Genomic DNA, 20,695 nt, shown 5'->3' with positions numbered 1-20,695 from the left:
GAACCACCTCAATTTCATAGATTACACATATAAAGAAGAAGTATCTTGGTCTTTTACTAATTGTGCAGCATGCTGTGATAAATAGGCAATGATTTTATCTGAAAGTGCATTGCCAAAGCTCAAACGCCTTACCCCTAATTCTTTTAATAGTTGGCAATTTGTTAATCCTGGTAAAGAAAGAAGATTGATGGGTGCATCCACATTGCTTGTGATAGCACTTATTTCATTGACATCTATTAAGCCTGGGATAAAGACCCCACTTGCTCCGCTCTCGCTATAAGCTTGTGCTCTCATCATGGTTTCCTCGAACGGATGCATTAGCAGCAAATACGTATCTGTTCTTGCATTAATAAAGAAATCTTTATAGCCATGATTATCTAGCCTTGCCCTCATATTTGCTAGCAGGTGACAGTGTTTTGTTATATTTCTTAATCCAGTTTGCTTTTTAAAGGAATCCTCGATGTTAATTCCTGCTACTCCAACATCTGCTGTTCTTAACACATTGTCGATAATACTTTGTTCATCATGACCATACCCCGCTTCAATATCCGCAGATACGGGGATGTTCACCTGCTCTGCAATAGCTTGAATAATATTTAGATGGTGTTGAAAGTCTATCCATTCACCGTCAGCATAGCCTAATGAATTCGCTATACCCCAGCTAGTTGTGCCAATCGCCTGAAAACCTGCTTTTTCTAATGCTAATGCCGATAATACATCCCAAGCATTTCCTAAAAACAACAGCTCTTGTGCACAATGTAAATCATTGAATTCCTGAATTTTTGACATAGCGAAAGCCTCCATACTGTTTGATTGACCTCATATTATCAGGAATTCTCCACTTATTTCGTCCTCAATCTTGCTATTATGGTCTCGTTGGACGCAATAGGGGCATACAAAAAAGACGTCCAAAACAATCGCTTTGTCCTGACGTCTTTTCATGTTATTTCAAATCAAACTACATTAAGTAAGCGCCTGTTCCTTTGCATGCTTACGCTGGAAGGCAATCTCTTGTCGTTTTTCTTTCGTTACACGTTGCCAAATGACCACTGTAATAAACCCAATAATGGCTATGATGTTCAACAAGCAACGGAAATCGTCATGAACTATATTACTGAGATTGTTCGAAACGCCAACCTTTTTGATGTGCAAAATAAAAACAAATAACAGTGATTATGATAGCAAAATAATATTATCAAACCCCTCAGTACAATAGTAAAACCCCTTCTAGCTTATGCTAAAAGGGGTTACTGTTATTTTTGCCAATGATTTAGTTCTTTTAACAATTCGGGTAGCTGTAATTTCCTTACGTCGATGGGCGGTAATGCCTTAATAAACTCTTTTCCATAGGACTTACTAGTAATACGACGATCTAGTACAATGAACGCACCTTTATCTTGTGAAGAACGAATTAATCGACCAAAGCCTTGCTTAAAGCGCATAATGGCCTCTGGTAAGGAAAGCTCTGTAAAGGAATTACGGCCTTGAGCTGTTAGATGCTTTGCTCTCGCTTTAAAAACGGGCTCTTCTGGTGAAGAAAATGGTAAGCGTACGACAATGACAGAGGCAAGGGCATCCCCTGGCACATCCACACCCTCCCAAAAGCTATTTGTGCCAAAAAGCACGGCATGGCTAAATTTTTGGAATGATTTTAAAATGCGCATACGGCTACCGCCTGTCACACCTTGTGCAAAAAGCATATAGTCATCTAAAAGCTCACTATCTTGAATAAGCTCGACCGTTTTTCGTAGCATATCCTGTGCCGTAAAGAGCACAAAGCAACGCCCCTCTGTCATACGAACTGTCCGTGTAATAGCATGGGCAACAGCCTCAATGTATTCTTCTTGGCTGACATGCTGAATATCTGGCATATCAGTTACAATAAATGCCTTAGCACCCGCATAATAGGCTGGTGGTGCTTGTAGTTTCATAACTTTGACTTCATTTGAGATGCCTAGCTGACGTGTAATAAAACGTTCATTGCCAGGTACCGTTAATGTACCTGATGTCCAAACAATACTTGCTTGCTGACGTAGAGGTGCTAACACTTGTTCAATAATTGGTGTGACATTGACGGGCTTTTTAAAGACATGGAGACTGCCTGGAACACTTCGTACATCAAATTCTAACCAAACAGAATTGCCGTCCTGCGGGGAGAGAAAAATATCTTCCCATTCTGCAATTTTTATTTTCACTTCTCGAATCCAATACTGCCATTCAGACAATACAAAAAGGTCATTTTTATCTAATTGCTCGATATTATTTTCGAAAGCCTGCGTAATTCCACTAGCTAGATCCAACCATTGCTGTGTCAGTTTACTGACTAGTGCAAATGGCTCTTTCGCCAATGAAACATCCTCTAAAAACAAGGTACATTTACTACCAGTTTGCTTCCCTTTAACTTGCTGTTGCATTTTTTGAATCGCTTGCTGAATTGTTTCATCAAATGTTCGTTGTAGACGGATAAATTGTGCATCCAGTCGCTGTAAATTTTGCATAGCTACTCGCTGTTTTTTCTTTGCTGCCTGGCAAAACTGTTGAAATAAAGCACTGTCCTCCATCGTGCCGATTTGGCCGAAAATATACTTCCATTGTGTATAGGAGAAGACAACCTCATCTTGCTGCATTGCTGCCTGAATAAATTGATGTGCCTCATCCATAATCCAGCCATCAATTTGTGTAAAGAGCGGTGTTTGACGCACTAAATCGCTCAATACCATGGCATGATTCGTCACAATACAGTCCGCAACAGTGCTATTCTTTAACGCTCGTTCATAGAAATCAAAGCCCTTTGAAGGCTTGTCACTCGGTATTTTGCGGATTTTCTCTAAAAACAGTTGGCCGCCACCAGAAACATTGAGCTCACTTAACACACCTGTCTCTGTTTTTGTCAGCCAAACGAGTATTTGTAAAATAGTAAATGTATCATCATAGGATTCATCAGCATGGGCCATACATTGCTCAAAGCGTTCCAGATCAATGTAATGTTGCATTCCCTTTAGCACACATAAATTCACTTTTGTCCCAAGAATTTTTTCAATCTTAGGTAGCTCTTCCTCTACAAGCTGTTCCTGTAGATGAGAAGTATAGGTGCTAATGGCTATCTTTTTATGGACAGCTCGTGCATACAAAATCGCAGGAAGTAAATAGCCAGCGGTTTTGCCAATACCTGTAGAAGCTTCAATCACACACTCTTTTTGTTCATGTAATGCCTGCCAAATCGTGTCCATCATCTCAAATTGTGCAGGTCTTACCTCAAAATTTGGGAGTGCCTTTGCCATTAATGCCTTTTTTTCATCCACCGTTTGCGGATAGTCCATCGTTTGTGATTCATTCTCATGCTGATTACGACCATTACAAATGGCAAAATTGCGGTAATAATGCACATTTTCATGACCTGTCAGATGCTGACGTTTAATTTGTAATGCCTCGAAAAAAAGCTGAGCAATATTTGATTTCATGCGAAATGAACGCTTGTGCATCTGTTCTAGCGTTAGCTGTGGGAGATTTAACAGCTCCTTCCAGCAATATTTGAATAGCTCTGCCGTAGCAAGAGCATCGTCGTCTGCTCGATGTGCATTGGCTAGCTCGATATTTAAATCTGCTGCTAAATCTCCTAGCTTAAAGCTGAGGGACATCGGAAACAAAATTTTAGCTAGCTCCACCGTATCCATTTTTTTACCCTGCCACTTCAATAGTCCGGCACGTTTAAATTCTGCTTGTAAAAAGGATAAGTCAAAATCTGCATTATGTGCGACAAACACACAATCAGTTAAGAGTTCATATATGTAATCCGCATGTGCCTCAAATGGTAAGGCATCCTTAACATCTTCATCCGTGATATGCGTTAAATCTTGAATGAAAGATGGAATGGTTTTTCCTGGATTAATGAACTTCGTATAGGTACGCTCAATTTCCCAATCTTTCATAATAACAATCGCGATTTGAATCATCCGGTCTCCATTTGCTGGTGAATGACCAGTTGTCTCCAAATCTACAATTGCATATTTTTGACTTTCCATCATACATCTCAACTCACAGTTCACATTAGATAAGTTGAATTTTATCATAGATTTGTCTTTACGGCATCCTTTCTCCTCCTTTGATGAGCCACTTCATCCATACAAAAAACGCAACCTTAGAGGAAGCCCCTAAGGTTGCGTAAAAGAAAATACGATTACCTGTTTACCTAATCAATCAGAAGTTTATTGTTTTTTAGCTAGGTCAACAATACGACCTTCTGTTGTTGTTTTCACTTCTTTTAGGGATAGTAATTGCTCTTGAAGGTTTTCCCAGTCAGACAAGCCTAAATCTGTAACACGACCTTCTTCATATGCTTTCGCAAACATATCAAAGCCATCTCCACCTTTAGCCGTGTATGCATTCGTTGCTACTGTATACCGTTTATCATCCTGCAACGGAACGTACTTACCTGTCGCTTTGTCGAAGTACTCCACAGATACAACACGTGAGCCTGCTTCTTTCGATGAATCATATTGTAATTTTGCCCCAGCGATGTGCAGGAAGCCACCATTTTCATTCGGTACATTTTTCAATGATACTTCAAACGCAGCTTTTAGCTCAGCACCAGTTGCGTCCATTAATGCTAATGTATTACCAAATGGTAAGACTGTAATAACCTGACCAACAGTAATATTACCTGCTGGAATTGCTTCTCGGATACCTCCTCCGTTTTGCAATGCCATTACAACTGTTTTATCTGTAAATTTTTGTGCTTTTGCTAACATACCATCAGTAATAATATTACCTAGAGCTGTTTCATTGCTACGCACACTTTCAAGACTAGTTTCACTTGAACGAGGGTTGGCTAATGCTTCTTTCAGTGTTACACCAATTTCTTTGTTGTTCACTTCATCTACTTTTGCTTTATACGGTGCAAGCAGCTTCACTAATTTCTTATCTTCCGCTACTTTACCAAGGTCAATTAATTCACCTTTATACTTTGTGACAACACCATCTCCATCAAATGTTACATCGAGTGTACCTAAATATTTTACATACTCATTTGCTTGTACAATTAATGTAGCATCTTTTGCTTCGCCAACCGTGTTTGTGTCAACTACAAATGGTTCCTCTAATTTTGTATGATCATGACCACCAACAATGACATCAATGCCTGGTACGTTTTGTGCTAGTAAAATATCATTATCCACATTAGGGTTATCATTATAACCGATATGTGTTAAAGCGATAATTTTGTTGACGCCCATTCCTTCAAAGGCAGCCACTGCTTTTTCCGCTTCCTCGATATAGTTTGTAAATTTCACTTTGTTTGGAGAAGCAATATCTTTCGTTTCTTCTGTCGTTAAGCCGAAAATACCTACTTTTTCTCCATTGATTTCTTTCACGATACCTGAATAAATTTTACCGTTTTCAGGCTCACTTGAAATTAAATCTGTAAATAAACCAGTGAATTTGTCATCTGCTGAGAAATCTGTATTGGCATCCACAAATGGGAATTTAGCACCTTTAATAAAGTCTACTAGTGCTTGATGGCCTTCAGGTGATGAACCTAAATCAAATTCGTGGTTACCAAATACCATGGCGTCAAAGCCGATTTCATTTAATAATGCTAAGTCTGCTTGTCCATGGAATTCGTTAAAGTATAGTGTACCGCTAAATGCATCACCAGCATGTAATGTTAGAACATTCTCCTTTGCTGCACGTTGCTCCTTTACAGCTGTTGCTAATTTAGGTAGTTCATTTGCACGAGCGTGTGTATCATTTACATGTAAAATTGATAAAGTAAATCCATCTTCTGGCGTTGATTTTGTTAGGGCTTCTGCAATCACAGTTGCTAGCTGTCCACGTGTAACATTTTCGCTAGCCGCATGGTTTTTTACACTTTCTAACTCTGGTAATGTTGGAATAGACGACAAGATTTTTGCTAAATCACCATGTGTAATTGTTTGGTTTGGACGGAATGTTTTGTCCCCATAGCCTGAAATAACTTTTAGCTCTACAAGCGCTGCAATGGAACCATAATATGGATTGGATGCACCAATATCCGTAAAGTTAGGATTCTCAACATCTTTCGTATCCAGCTTTAAGGCACCTGCAATCATTTTAGCAGCCTGTCCACGTGTGACATTTGTATCAGGTTTAAATGTACCATCTGGGTATCCGCTAATAATCCCCGCTGCATAAAGAGTAGCGATGCCATCAAAGTCTGCATGACTTTCTTTTACATCTGAAAAAGGACTTGCTGCCGATACTGGTGCTACTGCTACCGCTGTTACAGCTAACGCTGCGGCAGTTGCTGTTAAAAATTTGTTACGTTTATTTTCCATTACAAATGATACCTCCACTAGTAAAATGATGTTCTAACAACTAAATTCTACATAAATATGACACAAAATACTAGAACATTCGAATTTTTTTACAAAATTATAATCTTAAAACTAGTTTAATAATAAGAAAAGAAAAATTTTTCCAAAACTTTTGTAATGGATACGAATACAGAAAAAAGGAGGATCGGCTATACTTTGCCATCCTCCTATCTAATATCAAATTATAAATTGCTGCGTCCATCTTAATGAATGCTACTCACTTCACTACATCACTGTTGCTTCTGGCTCATGTGCAATCATTTCTTTAATAGTATTGCCCTCTCCCATAATGGCCACTGTTGGTTTATGCTCTTTGGCTTCATGATTATCCACATAGACATAGGAAATAATGATTACAATATCACCACGTTGCACAAGTCGCGCTGCTGCACCATTCACACAAATTACGCCTGAACCTCGTTCACCAGCAATGATATATGTTTCAAAACGAGCACCATTATTATTATTCACGACATGTACTTTTTCATTTGCTAGCATACCTACTGCATCTAAAATATCTTCATCAATTGTTATGGAGCCAACGTAATTTAAATCCGCCTGTGTCACTGTTGCACGGTGGATTTTACTATTCATCATCATACGTAACATATTTACAGTCCTTCTTTCACAGTAAAGATACAATTATCGATTAAGCGTGTTTTACCTATATAGACAGCTGCTGCCAACAGAGCTTGCTGTGTCGTAGCAGTCACGGGTGTTAAATCTGGGTAAGCTAATATTTGGATATAGTCAATCTGACCATGCGTTCGTGCATGAATATGAGCTTTTGCTTTAGCCAGTGCACGCACAGCATCACCATTCGCTAGAAAGCTATCACGTGCCAATTGTAATGCTTCATAGATGGCTGGGGCCTCCTGTCGCTCTGTCTCACTTAAATAGACATTGCGAGAAGATTTCGCTAAACCGTCTTCCTCACGGACAATTGGGACAACACGTATTTCTAATGGGAAATTAAAATCACGTACCATCGTTGCAATAATGGCAACTTGCTGTGCATCCTTTTGTCCAAAATAAGCCCGAGTTGGTTGTGCTAAGTGAAATAATTTCGAGACAATCTGTAACACGCCATCAAAGTGGCCTGGACGACTCGCACCACAAAGAATGGTTGCTTGCTCACCAGCCTGTATACGGATGCCACCATCGTGGGGATACATTTCTTCCACACTTGGTGCAAACATAATATCAACACCAACAGACTGTGCCAATGCAGTATCTCTAGGTAAATCACGAGGATAGCTTTCAAAATCTTCATTTGGTCCAAATTGTGTTGGGTTGACGAATATACTCATAACGACTACATCATTTTCAGCACGAGCTGTTTGTGCCAATGTTAAATGACCTTCATGTAAATAGCCCATCGTCGGAACAAGTCCAATGGTTTGATGAGCCTGCTTGGCTGCGTTTATTTCTTCAGCTAATGCTTGTATGGTAGTTACGACTCTCATGCTTGGACGCCCCCATATAACTTATCTAATGCTTCTTCTTTCATCGTAAAGAAATGCTTTGGTGCAGGGAAAGTACCTGCTTTCACAGCTTCAACATAGCGAACCATGCCAGCGCTTGCTTCTTTGCCCATATCGGCAAATTGTTGAACAAACTTCGGCACATGATGTGAGCCGTAGCTTAACATGTCATGATACACCAGCACTTGTCCATCAGCTTCTACTCCTGCACCAATACCAATGGTCGGAATCATTAAACTAGCGGAGACAACCTCAGTCAGCTGGTGAGGGATACATTCTAATACGACTGCACAAGCACCCGCTTCTTCGCATTGTTTTGCTTCTTCAATTAACGCGGCAGCCTGTTCAGCCGTTTTTCCTTGTACTTTATAACCGCCTAGCACCCCTGCTGACTGTGGCAATAAACCTAAATGAGCAACGACAGGAATACCAGCTGATGTTAATTTACGAATGACAGCAATAACCTCACCCGCTCCCTCTACCTTTAAGGCGTCAGCCCCAGTTTGTTGCATCATCGCAATGGCTGTTGTTAATGTTTCATTGACATCGCCATGATAAGAACCGAATGGCATATCCACGACCATAAACGTATCCTTTGCTCCACGTCGAACCGCTTTAGCATGATGAATCATATCCGCTACAGTCACTGGCATTGTAGAATCATAGCCAAGCACGACCATTCCAAGTGAATCACCGACCAGTATCATATCGACACCAGCGTCTTCAGCGAATGTAGCAGCCGGATAATCATATGCCGTCACCATTACGATTTTTTCGCCTGCTGCTTTCATCTTTAAAAAATCTGTCGTCGTTTTCATGTTGTAGTCCTCCTTTTTTAAGGGAAGAAAACAGAAAAACCCCTCTGTGCCGAAAACGGACAGAAGGGTAGTGTTTCGTTCATTGGAAAAAACCTCATCAAGAGGCAATAGCTTACAAAAAGAAAGCTATTTGAACGTATCGTTTTCTTCCGTCCCTGTCTAAAAAGATCAAGGCAGATATTGGTTAATATGGGATCTTGCGCTTTTGAAGGTGCCGTTCACAATGGATACTGCCCTTCAGCTCATACTATAACAGATTCTCCTACTAATCTTCAAATATTATTTTTTTACAATATCATCGTTTAACGACATTGGTAAAATTTATCTTTCATTAGAATTGACAATTAATGCTATAAGTCATATACTATCCACATACTATACGTCATATAATATAAAATGAAGTATAGGTACTATATGTGAGGTGGAGAGATGACATTTCAGCTTGGTTCAGCTTTACTTGATGCTTGTGTATTGGCTATCGTCGATAAAGAGGACGCCTATGGCTATTCTTTAACACAGCAAGTACAATCGGTCATGGAGATTTCGGAGTCTACACTGTACCCAGTATTACGCCGCTTACAAAAAGCACATTACTTAACAACATACGATCAGCCCTATCAAGGTAGAAATAGACGCTATTATCAAATTACAGAGCAAGGACGTATACGATTATTAGAGCTATTAAAAGAATGGCAAGTGTATAAGGAAAAGGTTGATTGTGTACTTTTAGGAGGGAATTTAGATGGATAGAGCAAGCTATTTGAAACAGCTACGAGGAAAATTACGTCGGCTTCCTGCGCATGAGTTAGATGCTGCACTTACTTATTATGAAGAATACTTTGCGGAAGCTGGAGAGGAAAATGAGCAACAGGTCATGTCGCAACTTGGCTCCCCTTCTCATGTCGCCTCACAAATATTAGCTGATTTCGCACTAAAGGATTTGGAAACCTCCTCAGCCAAATCAACGAAAAAGAATATGTCAGCCATTTGGCTCATTATTCTAGCCATATTGTCTGCGCCACTTTCACTGCCATTACTGGCAACAGCTATTGCACTTATTTTTTCATTCGGCGCAGTCATCGTCAGCTTGATCCTGGCTATTATCGCGACAGTCATTAGTATTTTTGCTGGTGGCATCGTAGCCCTTATTTCAGGCTTCTTGATTTTAACAGAGCATTGGCCTACTGCACTGCTCTTTATGGGTGCGGGATTGGTTGTAACGGGCTTAGGTGTCCTACTCTTTCCTTTTGTCACACGTTTTATTAAGAAAACGGTTCTTGTTTCTGTTGAAGCATTAGGAAGACTATTCCACAAAATAACGAAAAAACGGAAAGGGGGCTTCTAAATGACATCTAAAAATACCCTTATCGCCATGACAATGATTGCATTAGGTATTTTACTTGCATTGGTTGGTTATTTTTCGGGCGGTCGCTGGCTTATTTTCAAAGATGCCGACGGTCTTCACGTCCCAAGCCATACAAATCTAGTGAGTCAATCACATGAGTTAGATACGTTTACAAGTATTAATATAGTGAATGACTATGGAGATATTGAAATTATTGCGAGAGATAACGACTATAGATTAGAGACACAGGTCTTTGAGCAGCAAGACGTAACCTATCATATAGACAATGGTGTTTTAACGATTGAAACAAAGGCGAAGAAAAGGGATGGTTTTCAATTTGGCTTCAATAGCTTTTCTTCTCCCTCTATCAAGCTCTATGTCCCGAAAGATACAAAAATAGAGTCAGTTGTAATAGACAGTGATTTTGGTGATACAGCTGTTCGTGGATTACATTATGAGGAGCTTCAACTCATGCAAGATTACGGAGATATTACCTTCAACAACACGACTGGTGACAAAACAGAGATTACACAGTCCTTTGGTGATTTGACGCTCCAACAATATGCTAGTAACGGCATTAGCATTGAAAGTGAGCATGGTGACATCACTATAGATGGTACATTAAATGGTCAATCCACCATTTCTTCTAGCTTTGGCGATATGACACTTCACTTACAAAACAAACAAAGTGATTTAGGCTATGACTTAAAAACTAGTTTCGGTGATATTACGATGGATGGTGAAGAACAAAGTGGCAAGGTGACGCAAGTAACTAATGGTGACCATCAACTGCATGTTTCCTTATCACATGGTGATTTAGATGTATCACTGAAGTAAAGTTGAATTCAAGAAGCTGCAAGAAAAATTCCTTGCAGCTTCTTTTCTATAATATTTTAATGTCCCCTGCATAAATCGTTCGGATTATCCCATTGTCCTGAGTAAGCTGTAAAACGCCATCATCTGTAATTCCACTAGCAATCCCTTCAAAACGTTCACGTAATGTCTTCACCTCTATACGTTGACCAATTGTACAGGATAATTGCTGCCATAGCGTTTTGATACTCGCGAAGCCCTCTTTCACATATAACTCTGTAAATTGTTCTAAATAGTGCAAGATAGATGCCACAAGGGCTGCGCGGTTGATTTCTTCTCCAGCCTCTAATCGTAATGAAGTAGCTATATCTGCTATATCAGGTGAAAAATCAGCTGCTGCTTGGTTCGCATTTATGCCAATCCCAACAAGTAAAGCTTGCACAAGATCAGCCTCTGCCTGCATCTCCGTTAAAATACCTGTACATTTTTTGCCATTAATTAATAAATCGTTGGGCCATTTAATGGCTGGTTCTACATGCTTATATAATGTTTTGATAGCCATTGTAACTGCTACTGCCACCACAAGTGTATAGGAGGATGCCTGTTGGGGGGTAACATCAGGTCGTACAATAATGGTCATCCAAATCCCAGTACCATGTGCAGATTCCCAAGGACGCGCCATACGGCCACGCCCCGCTGTTTGTTCCTCACCAATAATGATCGTACCGTGTGGGGCTCCTTCTTGAGCTAGCTTATGCGCAATCGTTTGTGTAGAATCTACCACATCATAATAATGGATTTCACGTCCAAAATGCGCTGTCTTTAAAAAGAGCTCAATTTGGGTTGGATTCAAGCTATTAGGTACACCCGTCAATACATACCCCTTTTTCTTGATGGTTTCAAATGTATACCCTTCCTCCTGCAATGTCTGCATATGCTTCCAGACAGCCGTCCGAGAGACACCCAAAGAATCTGCTAATTCCTGACCTGAAACTGCTTCACCATCAGCAGCCAGTATTCTTTTTAAAATTTCGTCTTTCATGGAAATTGTCATCTTCACATCAATCCTTTAGTCAACTATGCTATTTTTTATGTAACCTATTTTGTCTTTATCATACTGTAAATCAGTCTAAATGACCACCAAAGATAAAAGCCGTCCCATGTTTCTGAGACGGCTGCTTGTTGTATATTGTGTTAGCCATAAGTCAGCCCCGCTTTCCTAGAAATAGTGCTGCTCTAGCCAGTTTTTAATCTGTTGTCGATCATTTTGGAGTTCATGATGAATAATAGCGCTCAACATGTCCTCCAATGCATCTTTTAGCCATGGTCCACCTTTTTTTCCAGACCATTTCAATAAATCCGCCCCATTCACCACTAAATCTTGCTTTTGCTGAATGGGCAGCATTGCCTGTAATTCTCGAATAGACAGCTGTGGTAGCGCTGCGTCCAATTGGCGAAGCCGTGCAAAATATTGGGCAGCCTCTAACTCTTGTGCTGTGTACATAAAATAATGGGTATTTGTCCATCCCTCTTTTAACGCTTCATATGCGCTCAAAACCGATTTGACAAACGCCATTTCTTTATTAGATAGGCGGTAATCTCTCACTATCTCTCGCCAATCTGTCCCTTGCAGTAAGGCAAAATAAGCCCAGCCCAAGAGCTTGTCCTCTGTATGAAAGCCACGCCAATACTCAGCCTGAAAGTCACCTGGTAAATAGGCAGCCAAACCACTTTCCTCTAATTTTTGAATACCACCAAAAACTGCTTGTCCTACCCATAGCTTATCGAGCTCTGCTTTGATCCGTTCCCTTGCGATAAAAGCAATATCAGATGCTCTAGTTTGAATCGCAGACATTGTATCTGCTGCTATGGCAAAATCAAGCTGTGCTGAAAAGCGTACCGCTCGCAGCATGCGTAAAGCGTCTTCTGAAAAACGTTGTTGTGCATCTCCTACTGCTCGAATCATATGCTTTTCAATATCTTGGTAACCACCGTAATAATCCACATAAGAGCCATCAAGACGCATTGCAATGGCATTCATCGTAAAGTCTCGACGTTGTAAATCTTCTTGCAGTGAACGTACAAATTGTACTTTTTCTGGACGACGGTGATCCGTGTATTCCCCGTCTGTCCGATAGGTAGTCACTTCAACAGGTCCAGCGGGTACGATAACAAGTACCGTCCCATGCTGAATCCCAATATCTACAGTTCGTGGAAATACCGATTTCACTTCTTCAGGCAGGGCATTTGTAGCAACATCTACATCATGAGCTGGGCGATTAAGTAAAGTATCCCTTACAGCGCCACCCACAATAACTGCCTCATAGCCAGCCTGTTCTAGTTGTTCAATGACTGAATAGGCTGCCTGCCATTCTTTATTGTTTTGCATGATTTCTTTCCGCAACCTTCTCATACAGTTTTTCATATTGTTCAACAATTTTAGATGAGTGGAATTTGTTATCTACTGCTCGGATGGCCGCTTCCCGGAAACGCAATAATAGTTCTTCATCCTGCAGTAAATGAGTCGCATACGCTGCAACTGCCTCTGTGTCCCCTAATTCCACAATATAGCCATCTACACCATGTTCAATAACTTCTGGTATACCGCCTACATTTGACCCAATACAAGGTACGCCACAAGCCATTGCTTCTAATAAAACCAGTCCAAACGATTCCTGCTGTGAAAGTAGTAGTTTCATATCGCTAATCGCATATAATTCTGCTAAATTTTCCTGTTTCCCTAAAAATAAAACATCCTTCATATACAGACTTTCCTTTACTTGATCCATGACACGATGCTTTTCTGGACCATCTCCTACCAATAAGAGTTTCGCCTTCATATTAGCCCGAATTTTCATAAAGGCATCTATAATATCCGGAAGATTCTTAATTTTACGGAAGTTTGACACATGAATAAGCACTTTTTCATCTTCTTGAATACCAAATTGCTCTTTTAAATTTCCTGAATTACGAGGATAGTACTCACGCTCATCCACAAAGTTATAAATCGTTTCAATTGGTTTTACTGTATCAATCAATTCATAGGTTTGTTCTTTTAATGCATGTGACACCGTTGTCACAATATCAGATTTATCAATTCCATACTTAATGGCTTGTGACAACGTAGAATCTTGCCCAAGCACCGATATATCTGTGCCATGAAGGGTTGTGACGATGCCAACATCTCGACCACTCATTTCACGTGCTAATACCGCACATACCGCATGTGGGATGGCATAATGCACATGCAACACATCCAACTCTTCATCCTTAATGACGTCTGCCATTTTACTCGCTAATGCAATATCGTATGGAGAATATTGAAACACTGAATAATTATTAACTTCGACTTCATGGAAAAAGACGGTTGGATAAATTTTATTCAATCGAAATGGTACGCTTGAGGTGATGAAATGAATTTCATGTCCTCTTTCTGCAAGCATTTTGCCTAATTCTGTTGCAATGACACCAGAGCCACCAACTGTAGGATAACAGGTAATGCCGATTTTTAGCTTTTTCATTCGATGATCATCCTTTCTAAATCACGTCTTTTATTAGTTACGTCTTTCTTGTATCAGTCTCCAATCCACAAAGCCCTCTTGTAGGCCTTTTAATAATATTTCTGCTGTTCCCATATTTGTTGCCAGTGGCACTTGGTAAACATCACAAAGACGGATAAGTGCAGAAACATCTGGCTCATGTGGTTGTGCTGTTAATGGATCACGGAAAAAAATAACCATGTCCATATCGTTATTGGCAATCATAGCACCAATTTGTTGGTCGCCACCAAGCGGCCCCGAACGAAAACGTGTGACTTCTAAACCAGTAGCTTCAATGACACGTTGTCCCGTTGTTCCAGTAGCATATAGCGTATGTTCAAGTAAAATATCTTTGTAAGCAATAGCAAACTGTACTAAATTGTCTTTTTTACGATCATGTGCAATCAATGCGATTTTCATATAGCTTCCATCCCAATCTTTAGATGATGTTTTCTAAACCATAAACAAGCTGATCCATTTTCATAACCTCTTCTATGCAAAATGCAACGCCTGACATGAAGGAGTTTCGGTTTAATGAATCATGGCGAATCGTCAGTAGCTGCCCATCTCCTCCAAATAATACTTGCTGGTGTGCCACTAAACCAGGTAAACGAACGGAGTGAATGCGCATGCCATCAAAGTCTCCACCTCTTGCACCTTTAATGGTTTCCTGTTCCTCTGGGTGTCCTTGAGTCTTTTGCATACGGGCCTCTTGTATTAGCTGTGCTGTTTTTAACGCTGTCCCAGATGGTGCATCGAGCTTTTGATCATGGTGCATTTCAATAACCTCTACATCTGGTAAGTATTTGGCCGCTTCTTTTGCAAATTTCATCATTAGGATAGCGCCAATCGCAAAGTTTGGTGCAATAATGCAACCCAACTCTTTTTCTTTGGCCATGGCTGATAATTCTTCTAGTTGTGTATCTGTAAATCCTGTTGTACCAATTACAGGTCGTACATTTAAATTCAATGCTTCCTTAGTATGCTTATAGACTGCATGTGGGTTGGTTAAATCTACTAATACATCTGGTGCAGTGACTTCTACAAGGTCATGCATTTCAGTAAATATAGGTACCGTATAGCTTGCTGGAAACATGTCTAAATCAGCTAATGTTTTTCCTACTTCCTTATAATCTAGTACAGCTACTAATTCCATTTTGTCATGTTTCATGACCGTATGTACAGCCTCAGCCCCCATTTTTCCTCTTGCACCCGCAATGGCTACACGAATCGACATCATTCTTCATCCTTTCTAGTCCAACGATCCTTATCTCTAGTTTCAAATTTATGTATGACGCGTAAAAGTGCTTCATCTAGTTTAATACCTTGTGCATTTGCAAAACATACTAGTACAAAGAGAAAATCTCCTAGCTCTTCTTCAATGCTATTTGTGTCCTCTGTGCTTTTTTTCTTTTTTTGGCCATATACATCCTGAACCTCACGTGACAGTTCACCTAATTCTTCTGTTAAACGCGCAAGTAGCTCAAATGGTGGGAAATAGCCTTCTTTAAATTGTCCTATATAATCATCAACACGCTGTTGCAATGCTTGCATTGTTAATTGATCTGTCATTATCATCACGCTCCTATTTACCATCCTATAAAATTTACACCATTGTTGTCAAAACCAATAAAATGTCAGATAATAGATAACATTACTTCATTTGTTTGGAACTACAGGAGGTCAAATGCTAAAACAGATTAAAATTCGTAATATTATCGCAATTATGCTCGGAGCCGCCGTTTTTAGCTTCGGCTTTGTTCACTTCAACATCCAAAATCAGCTGGGTGAAGGTGGGCTAAGTGGGATTACACTCATACTGTACTTTACATTAGGATGGGACCCCGCCTTAATGAACCTATTATTAAATATTCCCATGTTTATCATAGGTTATCGATTGCTTGGAAAGAAATCATTTGTCTATACACTTGTCGGCACTTTATCTGTCTCTCTTTTTCTAAAGATTTTTCAAAAATACCAATTTACCATTCATTTAGAGGATGACATGTTACTTGTGGCACTTTTTGCTGGTGTCTTCGTCGGACTTGGACTTGGTATTGTTTTTCGCTTTGGCGGCACTACAGGTGGAGTCGATATTTTGGCTCGGCTTGGTCATAAATATTTTGGCTGGAGTATGGGGAAAACTATGTTTGTCTTCGATGCCATTGTCATTATCCTTTCGTGGCTAACGTTCTTAGATGCTCGATCGATGATGTATACACTAGTTGCTGTATTTGTAGGTGCTCGTGTTATTGACTTTGTCCAAGAAGGTGCCTACGCTGCACGTGGTGCTCTTATTATATCTGAAAAGTCTGGTGCAATTGCTGAAACGATCGCGCTACGAATGGAGCGAGGGATAACGATCTTAGAAGGTCATGGTCATTTTACCAAACAGCCTAAAGAAGTGATCTATTGTGTCATTGGCCGCAATGAAGTTGTACGATTAAAATCAATTGTGCATGAAGTCGACCCGCACGCCTTTGTTTCCATTATAGAAGTACGAGATGTGGCTGGGGAAGGCTTCACCTTAGACGATCAAAAGCAGCCACTGCATTAAGCATACGAAGATAAAAAACTTGCTATAGTGGTGTACCACTATAACAAGTTTTTTCTTAGTCGTCGCTACGCATATTTGTAAAAATTAACACTAAACGTAATAACTCAAGTACGGCTACTGCTGCCGCCGCTACATATGTTAGCGCTGCTGCACTTAACACTTTTCGTGCCGGACGTTCTTCTTCATTTGTAACAATACCTAATGAATTCATTTGAACTAAGGCACGCTTTGAAGCATCGAATTCCACTGGCAGTGTCACTAATTGGAAAACAACACCTGCTGCTAATAATATGATACCTAACAGCAAGAAATTCGTACTACTTGCAAAAATACCAATCATTACAAAAATCCAAGACATATTAGACGAAATATTTGCTACGGGAACGAGCTTACTACGTAATGTAAGCATAGAATAAGCTTCTTTATGTTGGATGGCGTGACCTACCTCATGGGCAGCAACCGCAGCACCTGCAACACTCGCTTCATAAAAGTTACTTTCTGATAAAGCAACTGTTTTTGTTGCCGGATTATAATGATCAGACAACACACCTTGCGTTGGCACAACTCGTACATCATATAAGCCGTTCGCATCTAAAATCGCACGCGCTACCTCTGCACCAGTCTGCCCCTTCATTGTACGTTGTTTTGCAAACTTCTTATACGTCCCCTTTACCTTCATCTGTGCATAAAGTGGGAGCAGCATAATAATGGCAAAATAAACAATATACATGCTAGTTGACAATTTTCTAACCCCTTTCTACCTCAATACTATAATTCTATAATTTATACCTTAATTCGGCAAATATTTGCGCTGCCTAATTGAGAAAATCGCAAGAAAAATACACGCAATGGATAACCAAAACGTAAAGTAACCAATATAGCTTGTGTATTGAGCTAAATCTCGATACATAGGCATTTGACCAAACACATAGTCAATGACATCATTATGCAATGTCCACACTGCTGCTATAGCTACATGCCAATAAGTGAAGACATACTTCTTCAAATAAAGTATAGCTTGGACTGCCATAGCAAAATGCGATCCAACTAACATCCAGCCCTGCCAGCCAATGGTACCAGTTTCAATCAATGTCCAAATATTCATAACATCTGCCCAAAGACCATACTTCACCAATGTAACGAGAGCGAGCACCTCCATTAGTGGCCAGCTTTTTCCTATAATCCACGCTATCAGCACAAAACAGAAGAATAGGCTAGCTGTCGGGCTATCAGGAACAAAAATATAAAAAATCGGCTTGGTAATAGCCAGCTGCCAACCGTACCAATAATAGCCGTAAATTGTCCCTAATAGATTAATAATGAGCAGTGCTATTAAGAATGATTTATGGGTCAGAAGATACCAAATATTTGCTCTTGTTAGTTGCATGAAGTCAACTCCTTCCGTTCTTAAAAAACATTCGTTATGTATTGTTCTGAAATCCTAGAGCAATCCCTCTACATTTCAATTGTTCCTCACCATCAATATGTGTTAGTTTGTTGATTTAATGCGCTTATTTGTCCCATTAATTTTGCCGCTGATGCTTCACTTTCGATACAACTAATACTTGCTGAATCCAGACAAAATAATATTTTTCGACATTTTTCGCTAAAAATTCTTATACCAGGGAACCTTTTAACTTGGCTCTCAGTCCCAATAGTATAACAAGGTAGAAAAAAAGAGCCAGTTCCCTGACTCTTTTACTATTACTCTGCTTTTAAACTTTCGATGAATTCAGCAAGTTTTTGAAGATCTTCATCTGAACCTGTCCATAATCCTGGTGGCATTTTACCGCTCTCAGTACCGTTATGAGCAATGTCCTTAATTTGATCAGCAGTTAAACCTGTGTTCATTAGAGTAGGCGCTCCAGCTCCACCTTCTAAACCTTCACCGTGACATGTAATACATGCTGAACCAGCGTAAACTTTATAACCTTCTGATTCTTTATCGAACTCAACTGTTTCTACAATCGCACCCATAGCTTTTTGAGCTTCCCAGTCGTGGTTAACAACTGACTCCCAAGTTAGGTAGAACATAGCAGCTAAAGTTAATAACATGAACGCTGTTGGTAATGGACGTTTAGATGGACGACGTTCTGGACCCTTGTCTAAAAATGGCATTAATAATAGCGCTCCAAATGCAAGACCTGGAATTACAATAGCTCCGATTACATTGTATGGACCAGAAGCAAATGAGTATTTTAAAAGTTGATACATAAATAAGAAGTACCAGTCCGGTAGCGGTGTATATGCTCTAGTTGGATCTGCCGGCCCTTCAAGTGGTGACGGGTGAGCGACAGTTAATAATAAGTATCCAATTAAAAATACAGCACCTACCATCCATTCCTTCAGTAAGAAGTTCGGCCAGAAAGCTTCCGTCTTACCTGGATATTCGGAATAATCCTTTGGAACATTCGGCATTCTGTGATTCGCTTTAATACGAGAATCGCCGACAAATTTCATTCCTTTTCCGCGATGCATAGTGTCCCCTCCTTTTAAAGATCATCGAACCGTCAAGACAATTACAACGGTCCTGAAATTCCTTGACGACGAATCATGATAAAGTGCGCTGCAAGTAACCCAAACAATACTGCAGGTAAGAAGAATACATGAATCGCAAAGAATCGAGTTAACGTTTGAGCACCAAGAATCGTAGTGTCACCCGCTAATAATATTTTAATCATCCCACCGATAAACGGTACAGATGCAGCAATTTCGATACCTACTTTAGTAGCGAATAATGCTTTCATATCCCATGGTAATAAGTATCCTGTAAAGCCAAGACCCATCATTACACCAAAAATACCTACACCAACCATCCAGTTTAACTCACGAGGTTTTTTATAAGAACCTGTGAAGAATACACGAAGTGTATGTAAGAACATCATTACGATAACTAATGAAGCTCCCCAGTGGTGCATACCGCGTACGATTTCACCAAATGCTACTTCGTTTTGTAAATAATAAACTGATTTCCAGGCATTCACAACGTCTGGTACATAGTACATTGTTAGGAACATACCAGATAGAATTTGAATTACTGTGATGAAGAATGTTAATCCACCAAAGCAATAAACGAATGCTGAAAAATGATGTGCAGGGTTAACGTGCTCTGGCACTTCGTGGTCGGCAATATCACGCCAAATCGGTGTAATATCTAGGCGTTCATCGACCCAATCATAAATTTTATTTAGCACTGTTGTCGTACCCCCTTACTTATTTAACTAGAGTATTTGCTTTTGCTGGACCAATCATTAAATAGCCATCTTTTTCTTGTACTTCAAATTCATCCAACGGACCTAGAGGCGGTGTACCTGCAACGTTTTTCCCGTTTTTCTCGTAACGACCTGCGTGACATGGGCAGAAGAATTGATCTGGGTGTCCAGAATCTCCACTCCAATCAACCATACATCCTAAATGCTTACAAACAGGTGATAGAGCAATGATTTGATCGCCATTTTTATAAACCCACGCTACGTTTGTAACATTCGATTTGTACCATGCATCCACTTGCTCGAATGAAAAGTCAACTTTGACAGGCTCTTCAGTGAGGTCAGCGATTTTATGCTCTGTTTCTACAAAATCTCCACCATCATGCTTTTGTAACACTGGATCAATTGCAAAGCGAAGCATCGGCATTAACATACCTGCCGCCATAAATCCACCTACACCAGTAAGAGTATAACTTAGAAATTGACGACGTGAAACTCGATTATTACTCATTATTTTCCCCCCTCTAACTTAAAGGTCAGTCCAACGGACATACTTTTACAAATAGTAATACTAGGACAT

The 20,695-nt window shown here is 40.0% G+C and carries 22 protein-coding genes; 4 read left to right on the top strand and 18 right to left on the bottom strand.

The window, feature by feature from the left end:
- Positions 1–21: 21 nt before the first annotated feature.
- The 7 genes from MKY46_RS07555 to panB form a co-directional block, all read right to left on the bottom strand.
- Positions 22–789, bottom strand: a complete 768-nt coding sequence (locus MKY46_RS07555; RefSeq protein ID WP_036125184.1) for an isocitrate lyase/PEP mutase family protein — start codon at positions 787–789, stop codon at positions 22–24.
- A 174-nt stretch (positions 790–963) separates the two neighbouring features.
- Positions 964–1,086, bottom strand: a complete 123-nt coding sequence (locus tag MKY46_RS07550; protein WP_268987987.1) for a hypothetical protein — start codon at positions 1,084–1,086, stop codon at positions 964–966.
- Positions 1,087–1,253: 167 nt separating this feature from the next.
- Entirely contained in the window at positions 1,254–4,025 is a 2,772-nt protein-coding gene (dinG, locus tag MKY46_RS07545) for an ATP-dependent DNA helicase DinG (protein WP_058844263.1), read from the bottom strand.
- A 180-nt stretch (positions 4,026–4,205) separates the two neighbouring features.
- On the bottom strand, positions 4,206–6,311 hold the full coding sequence (locus tag MKY46_RS07540; protein ID WP_036124509.1) for a 5'-nucleotidase C-terminal domain-containing protein: 2,106 nt from the start codon (positions 6,309–6,311) through the stop codon (positions 4,206–4,208).
- A gap of 264 nt (positions 6,312–6,575) precedes the next feature.
- A complete protein-coding gene (panD, locus tag MKY46_RS07535) occupies positions 6,576–6,959 on the bottom strand; it encodes an aspartate 1-decarboxylase (protein WP_036124512.1) in 384 nt (127 codons plus the stop codon).
- 2 nt (positions 6,960–6,961) lie between these two features.
- On the bottom strand, positions 6,962–7,816 hold the full coding sequence (gene panC, locus MKY46_RS07530) for a pantoate--beta-alanine ligase (RefSeq protein WP_036124514.1): 855 nt from the start codon (positions 7,814–7,816) through the stop codon (positions 6,962–6,964).
- Entirely contained in the window at positions 7,813–8,652 is an 840-nt protein-coding gene (panB, locus tag MKY46_RS07525; RefSeq protein ID WP_036124516.1) for a 3-methyl-2-oxobutanoate hydroxymethyltransferase, read from the bottom strand. Before panB ends, panC begins: the two co-directional genes overlap by 4 nt.
- A gap of 429 nt (positions 8,653–9,081) precedes the next feature.
- Between panB and MKY46_RS07520 the strand changes: the two genes are divergently transcribed.
- Genes MKY46_RS07520 through MKY46_RS07510 form a run of 3 tightly spaced genes read left to right on the top strand, consistent with a single transcriptional unit; the run spans position 9,082 to position 10,834 of the window.
- On the top strand, positions 9,082–9,402 hold the full coding sequence (locus MKY46_RS07520) for a PadR family transcriptional regulator (RefSeq protein WP_036124518.1): 321 nt from the start codon (positions 9,082–9,084) through the stop codon (positions 9,400–9,402).
- Positions 9,395–9,997: a DUF1700 domain-containing protein gene (locus MKY46_RS07515; RefSeq protein WP_036124520.1), complete on the top strand. Its 603-nt coding sequence runs from the start codon at positions 9,395–9,397 to the stop codon at positions 9,995–9,997. Before MKY46_RS07520 ends, MKY46_RS07515 begins: the two co-directional genes overlap by 8 nt.
- Entirely contained in the window at positions 9,998–10,834 is an 837-nt protein-coding gene (locus MKY46_RS07510; protein ID WP_036124522.1) for a DUF4097 family beta strand repeat-containing protein, read from the top strand.
- A 46-nt stretch (positions 10,835–10,880) separates the two neighbouring features.
- Here MKY46_RS07510 and MKY46_RS07505 read toward each other — a convergent pair whose 3' ends face one another.
- The 6 genes from MKY46_RS07505 to MKY46_RS07480 form a co-directional block, all read right to left on the bottom strand.
- Positions 10,881–11,864, bottom strand: coding sequence for a biotin--[acetyl-CoA-carboxylase] ligase (locus tag MKY46_RS07505; protein ID WP_036124524.1), 984 nt, complete (start codon positions 11,862–11,864; stop codon positions 10,881–10,883).
- Positions 11,865–12,029: 165 nt separating this feature from the next.
- Complete coding sequence (locus MKY46_RS07500) at positions 12,030–13,199, bottom strand: CCA tRNA nucleotidyltransferase (protein WP_036124526.1); 1,170 nt, start codon at positions 13,197–13,199, stop codon at positions 12,030–12,032.
- Positions 13,186–14,331: an N-acetyl-alpha-D-glucosaminyl L-malate synthase BshA gene (gene bshA / locus MKY46_RS07495; RefSeq protein WP_036124528.1), complete on the bottom strand. Its 1,146-nt coding sequence runs from the start codon at positions 14,329–14,331 to the stop codon at positions 13,186–13,188. Before bshA ends, MKY46_RS07500 begins: the two co-directional genes overlap by 14 nt.
- A 33-nt stretch (positions 14,332–14,364) precedes the next feature.
- Complete coding sequence (gene mgsA, locus MKY46_RS07490; RefSeq protein WP_036124530.1) at positions 14,365–14,769, bottom strand: methylglyoxal synthase; 405 nt, start codon at positions 14,767–14,769, stop codon at positions 14,365–14,367.
- Between the two features lie 19 nt (positions 14,770–14,788).
- Positions 14,789–15,586 (bottom strand): 4-hydroxy-tetrahydrodipicolinate reductase, encoded by a 798-nt coding sequence (gene dapB / locus MKY46_RS07485; RefSeq protein WP_036124532.1) that lies wholly within the window; start codon positions 15,584–15,586, stop codon positions 14,789–14,791.
- Positions 15,586–15,921: a nucleotide pyrophosphohydrolase gene (locus MKY46_RS07480; protein WP_036124534.1), complete on the bottom strand. Its 336-nt coding sequence runs from the start codon at positions 15,919–15,921 to the stop codon at positions 15,586–15,588. Before MKY46_RS07480 ends, dapB begins: the two co-directional genes overlap by 1 nt.
- 115 nt (positions 15,922–16,036) lie before the next feature.
- Between MKY46_RS07480 and MKY46_RS07475 the strand changes: the two genes are divergently transcribed.
- Positions 16,037–16,906: a YitT family protein gene (locus tag MKY46_RS07475; RefSeq protein ID WP_004232676.1), complete on the top strand. Its 870-nt coding sequence runs from the start codon at positions 16,037–16,039 to the stop codon at positions 16,904–16,906.
- 55 nt (positions 16,907–16,961) lie between these two features.
- Here the strand turns inward: MKY46_RS07475 and MKY46_RS07470 are convergent, their stop codons facing one another.
- The 5 genes from MKY46_RS07470 to MKY46_RS07450 form a co-directional block, all read right to left on the bottom strand.
- Complete coding sequence (locus MKY46_RS07470; protein WP_058844265.1) at positions 16,962–17,636, bottom strand: zinc metallopeptidase; 675 nt, start codon at positions 17,634–17,636, stop codon at positions 16,962–16,964.
- A 60-nt stretch (positions 17,637–17,696) separates the two neighbouring features.
- Positions 17,697–18,293: a DUF1405 domain-containing protein gene (locus MKY46_RS07465; RefSeq protein ID WP_058844255.1), complete on the bottom strand. Its 597-nt coding sequence runs from the start codon at positions 18,291–18,293 to the stop codon at positions 17,697–17,699.
- A 317-nt stretch (positions 18,294–18,610) separates the two neighbouring features.
- Complete coding sequence (locus MKY46_RS07460; RefSeq protein WP_036123182.1) at positions 18,611–19,384, bottom strand: menaquinol-cytochrome c reductase cytochrome b/c subunit; 774 nt, start codon at positions 19,382–19,384, stop codon at positions 18,611–18,613.
- Positions 19,385–19,425: 41 nt separating this feature from the next.
- Positions 19,426–20,100, bottom strand: coding sequence for a menaquinol-cytochrome c reductase cytochrome b subunit (gene qcrB / locus MKY46_RS07455; protein WP_036123184.1), 675 nt, complete (start codon positions 20,098–20,100; stop codon positions 19,426–19,428).
- A gap of 19 nt (positions 20,101–20,119) precedes the next feature.
- A complete protein-coding gene (locus MKY46_RS07450; protein ID WP_036123187.1) occupies positions 20,120–20,626 on the bottom strand; it encodes a QcrA and Rieske domain-containing protein in 507 nt (168 codons plus the stop codon).
- Between the last annotated feature and the right edge of the window lie 69 nt (positions 20,627–20,695).

This window comes from Lysinibacillus sp. FSL M8-0355, assembly GCF_038008985.1.
Classification (GTDB): domain Bacteria; phylum Bacillota; class Bacilli; order Bacillales_A; family Planococcaceae; genus Lysinibacillus; species Lysinibacillus fusiformis_D.
This window is presented reverse-complemented; position numbering and strand designations above follow the sequence as displayed.